Here is a 4,537-nt window from a genome sequence, read left to right as displayed (position 1 = left end):
TGGGACACCGGCGCCACCCGCACCACCGTCATCGAGCACGGCATCGTCCCACCCGCGGTGGAGTACACCGGCGAGCTGGAGCGGCTCGCCGTGGTGACCAACGAGCCGGTACGCCGCTGGCGGGTCACCGGCACCGACCTGCTGCCCCGGTTCGCCGAGATCGCGCCGCTGGACGTCTTCGGCATGGGGGTGGCCGGGCTGCCCGACGCGCTCGCCGCGACCGGCGCGCCCGGCCTGCCCGTCACGGGGTACGACGACCTGCCGCAGGCCCGGATGCACGTCGAGGTCGCCCGGCGGCGGGCGTACCTGCACCTGTGCCGGTGGACCTCGCTGGGGCTGAGCCTGATCGAGGCGATGTCGATGGGGATGCCGGTGATCGCGCTGGCGACCACCGAGGCGGTGGACGCGGTGCCGGCCGACGCCGGCGTGCTCTCCACGCGGGTCGACACCCTCGTCGAGGCGGCCCGGTGGCTGATGACGGACCGCGACGCCGCGTCCCGGCTGGGGTCGCGGGGTCGCGAGGTGGCGAAGGAACGCTTCGGGCTGGACCGCTTTCTCGCGGACTGGGACCGGCTGATGGAGGAGGAAACATGCGGATCGCGATGATCTCGGAGCACGCCAGCCCGCTCGCCGTCCTCGGGGAGGAGGACGCCGGGGGGCAGAACACGCACGTGGCGGAGCTGGCCGCCGCCCTGGTCGGCGAGGGGCACGACGTGCGCGTCTACACCCGCCGGGACTCCGCCGCCCTGCCCGACACCGTGCCCACCACGGACGGCTACCAGGTGTGGCACGTGCCGGCCGGGCCGGCGTTGCGGGTGCCGAAGGACGAACTGCTGCCGCACATGGGCGAGTTCGGGCGCTGGCTGGCCGGCCAGTGGCGCGACGGCGACTGGACGCCGGACGTGGCCCACGCCCACTTCTGGATGAGCGGCCTGGCCACGCTGCACGCCGGCCGGCGCACCGGGGTGCCGGTGGTGCTGACGTACCACGCCCTCGGCACCGTCAAGCGGCGGCACCAGGGCGCCCGCGACACCAGTCCACCAGGCCGGATCGGCTACGAGCGGGCCCTGGGGCGGGCCGCCGACCGGGTCATCGTGCAGTGCCAGGACGAGATCGGCGAGCTGGTCCGCCTCGGCGTGCCCCGGTCCCGGATGGCGCTGGTCCCCTCCGGCGTCAACCAGGAGATGTTCCGTCCCGACGGCCCGGTCGCCCCGCGCGACCCGGCCCGCCCCCGGATCATCACGGTCGGCCGGATGGTGGAGCGCAAGGGCTTCCAGGACGTCGTCCGGGCCATGCCGGCCGTGCCGGACGCGGAGTGCGTGGTGGTGGGCGGCCCGCCGGCCGGGCTGCTCGCCGCCGACAGCTTCGCCCGCCGGCTCGGCGCGCTGGCCGAGTCCTGCGGGGTGGCCGACCGGGTGCGGTTGGTCGGCGCGGTGCCCCGGGAGGAGATGGGCCGCTGGTACCGCTCGGCGGACATCCTGGTGGCCGCCCCCTGGTACGAGCCGTTCGGGCTCACCCCGCTGGAGGGCATGGCCTGCGGCGTGCCGGTGATCGGCTCGAACGTCGGCGGCATCGCCGACACGGTGGTCCACGGGCTGACCGGCGACCTCGTGCCGCCCCGGGACCCCCGGGCGCTGGGCGCCGCTATCCGCCGGCTGCTCGCGGACAAGGTCCGTCGCTTCGCGTACGCCACGGCGGCGCTCGACCGGATCCGCAGCCGGTACTCGTGGAAGCGCTGCGCCGAGCAGCTCGGCGCGGTCTACGCCGCGGTCAGCACGGTCAGCCGTCCCGCCCCGGCGGTGGCGTGATGACCACGTCGCTCTCCACTCTCGACACGCACCTGGCCAACCTCGCGGCGGCGCTGCTGCCCTACCGGCAGGAGGCCGAGCGGCTGGCCGCCTGGGGCACCGAGGTCGCCTGGACCCTCGCCCGCGGCGGCCGGCTGCTGGTCGCCGGCAACGGCGGCAGCGCCGCCGAAGCCCAACACCTCACCGCCGAACTCGTCGGCAAACTCCGCGACGACCGCCAACCCCTCTCCGCCATCGCCCTGCACGCCGAAACCAGCGCCCTCACCGCCATCGGCAACGACTACGGCTACGACGAAGTCTTCGCCCGCCAGGTCCGCGCCCACGGCCGCCCCGGCGACATCCTCCTGCTCATGTCCACCAGCGGCACCAGCACCAACCTCCTCACCGCCGCCCAAGCCGGCCGCGACACCGGACTGCACTGCTGGGCCCTCACCGGACCCACCCCCAACCCCCTCGCCGACGCCTGCCACGACGTCCTCGCCGTCCCCTCACCCGACAGCCAGGTCGTCCAGGAACTCCACCTCGTCACCAGCCACCTGCTCTGCGAGTACGTGGACCAGGCACTGCCGATGGTGCGGGACCTGCCCCGGGTGACCCCGCCCGCCCCGCGCGGCGTCGGCTTCGCCGACCGGTTCGGCCTGGACGGCCGCGCGCTGACCGCCGCCGGCAGCCACGGCGGCAAGGGACACGGCCCGAACGGGCACGGCGCCAACGGACACGGCGCCAACGGCAACGGCCGCGGTCCGAACGGACACGGCGCCAACGGACACGGCGCCAACGGCAACGGCCGCGGTCCGAACGGACACGGCGCCAACGGGCACCGGCACGACGGGACGACGTCGTGAGCGGCCCGCTGGTGGTGGTCGGCGACGTCCTGCTCGACCGGGACGTGGCCGGCGCGGTCAGCCGCGTCTGCCCGGACGCGCCGGTGCCGGTGCTCGACGAGCGGTCGACCACCGACCGGCCCGGCGGGGCGGGGCTCGCCGCGCTGCTCGCCGCCGCCCAGGGCACCGACGTCGTCCTGGTCACCGCGCTCGCCGACGACCCGGCGGCCGCCCGCCTGGCCGAGCTGCTGACCGTCGCCGGGGTGCGGCTCTTCCCACTGCGGATGCCCGGCGCGACGCCGGAGAAGATCCGCCTGCGGGCCGGCGGGCAGACCCTGCTGCGCCTGGACCGGGGCGGCGAGCCGCAGTCCCCCGGCGAGCCGCCCGAGGCGGCCCTGGAGGCGATAGCGGATGCCGGCGTGATCCTGGCCAGCGACTACGGCCGGGGCCTGCTGCGTCAGCCGGCGCTGCGCGCGGCGCTGGCCGAGGCGTCCGCGCCGGTGGTCTGGGACCCACACCCCCGGGGACCGGCGGCGGTCGCCGGCACCCGGCTCACCACGCCCAACCTGGCCGAGCTGCGCCAGCTCACCGGGGACGCCGGCGGCGGCACCCCGCTGTCCACCGCCACCCGGGCCGGACACGAGCTGCGCCGGCGGTGGCGGGTCGGGGCGGTCGCGGTGACGATGGGCGCGGACGGGGCGGTGCTCTGCCACTCGGGCAGCACCCCGCTGGTGGTGCCGCCGCCGTCCGGAGTGGACGAGGCCGACGACACCTGCGGGGCCGGGGACCGGTTCGCCGCCGCCGCGGCCGCCGCGCTGGGCGGCGGGGCGGTGGTCGCCGAGGCCGTCGCCGAGGCGGTCGCCGCCGCGTCGGCGTACGTCGCGGCCGGCGGCGCCGCCGGGTTGCACCGCGAGCCCCGAGGGTCCCGGCCGTCGACCGGGGTGCCGGGCCGCGCCGACGAGCTGGTGGCGAAGGTACGCGCCGACGGCGGCACCGTGGTCGCCACCGGCGGCTGCTTCGACATCCTGCACGCCGGCCACGTCGCCACCCTCCAGGCGGCCCGGCGGCTCGGCGACGCCCTGGTGGTCTGCCTCAACTCCGACCGCAGCGTGCGCGGGCTGAAGGGACCGGACCGCCCGCTGCACACCGAGGCCGACCGGGCGCAACTGCTCGCCGCGCTGGACTGCGTCGACGCGGTCGTCGTCTTCGACGAGCCCACCCCGCACGCCGTGCTGTCCCGGCTGCGCCCCGACGTCTGGGTCAAGGGCGGCGACTACGCCGGCGACGGCGCCCCGGAGCTGCCGGAGGCCGAGCTGGTCCGCGGCTGGGGCGGCCGCGTCGTCACCGTCCCGTACCTGGCCGGCCGGTCCACCACGGCCACCATCACCGCCGCGCGCCGACGCGGCCAACCCACCCGAGGAGCGGCATGAGCAAGGATCTGAACGGAATGGCGGTGCTGGTCACCGGCGGGTCGAGCGGGCTCGGCGCGGCCGTGGTGACCGCGGTGGCCAAGGCCGGCGGCCGGCCGGTGGTGCTGGACCGGCAGCCGCCCGCCGACGGCGTGCCGTGGCTGGAGTGCGACCTGGCCGACACCCGGGCCGCCGAGGCCGCCACCCGGCAGCTCGCCGAACAGGCGGGTGGCCTGGACGGGGTGGTCACCGCCGCCGGCGTGGACGTGCCGGGCAGGCTGGCCGACGTTCCGGGCGAGACCTGGGACCGGATAGTCGCCGTCAACCTGCTGGGCACCGCCTCGGTGGTCCGGGCGGCGCTGCCGTGGCTGGAGCGCACGCACGGCACGGTGGTGACGGTGGCGTCGACGTTGGGGGTCAAGGCCGTCAGCGACGCCACCGCCTACTGCGCCGCCAAGTTCGGCGTGGTCGGCTTCACCCGCGCCCTCGCCGCCGA

4 protein-coding genes and 1 pseudogene are annotated in these 4,537 nt (G+C 76.7%); all 5 read left to right on the top strand.

The genetic code is table 11. The features are described 5' to 3' along the window. Positions 1-606, top strand: a 606-nt coding sequence (locus ACGF7U_RS31735; protein WP_393113068.1) for a glycosyltransferase, incomplete at its 5' end; no start/stop codon positions are given. Next, entirely contained in the window at positions 591-1,808 is a 1,218-nt protein-coding gene (locus tag ACGF7U_RS31730; protein ID WP_393113066.1) for a glycosyltransferase, read from the top strand. The genes ACGF7U_RS31735 and ACGF7U_RS31730, both read left to right, overlap by 16 nt. Further along, positions 1,808-2,416 (top strand): annotated as a pseudogene (locus ACGF7U_RS31725) (SIS domain-containing protein); the annotation flags it as partial. The gene ACGF7U_RS31730 and the pseudogene ACGF7U_RS31725, both read left to right, overlap by 1 nt. Positions 2,417-2,649: 233 nt before the next feature. After that, positions 2,650-4,062: a PfkB family carbohydrate kinase gene (locus ACGF7U_RS31720; protein ID WP_393113065.1), complete on the top strand. Its 1,413-nt coding sequence runs from the start codon at positions 2,650-2,652 to the stop codon at positions 4,060-4,062. Then, positions 4,059-4,537: SDR family oxidoreductase (locus tag ACGF7U_RS31715; RefSeq protein WP_393113063.1), on the top strand; the 479-nt coding region annotated here is incomplete at its 3' end. The genes ACGF7U_RS31720 and ACGF7U_RS31715, both read left to right, overlap by 4 nt.

This window comes from Micromonospora sp. NPDC047670, from assembly GCF_043204915.1.
In the GTDB taxonomy this organism is placed as follows: Bacteria; Actinomycetota; Actinomycetes; order Mycobacteriales; family Micromonosporaceae; genus Micromonospora.
This window is presented reverse-complemented; position numbering and strand designations above follow the sequence as displayed.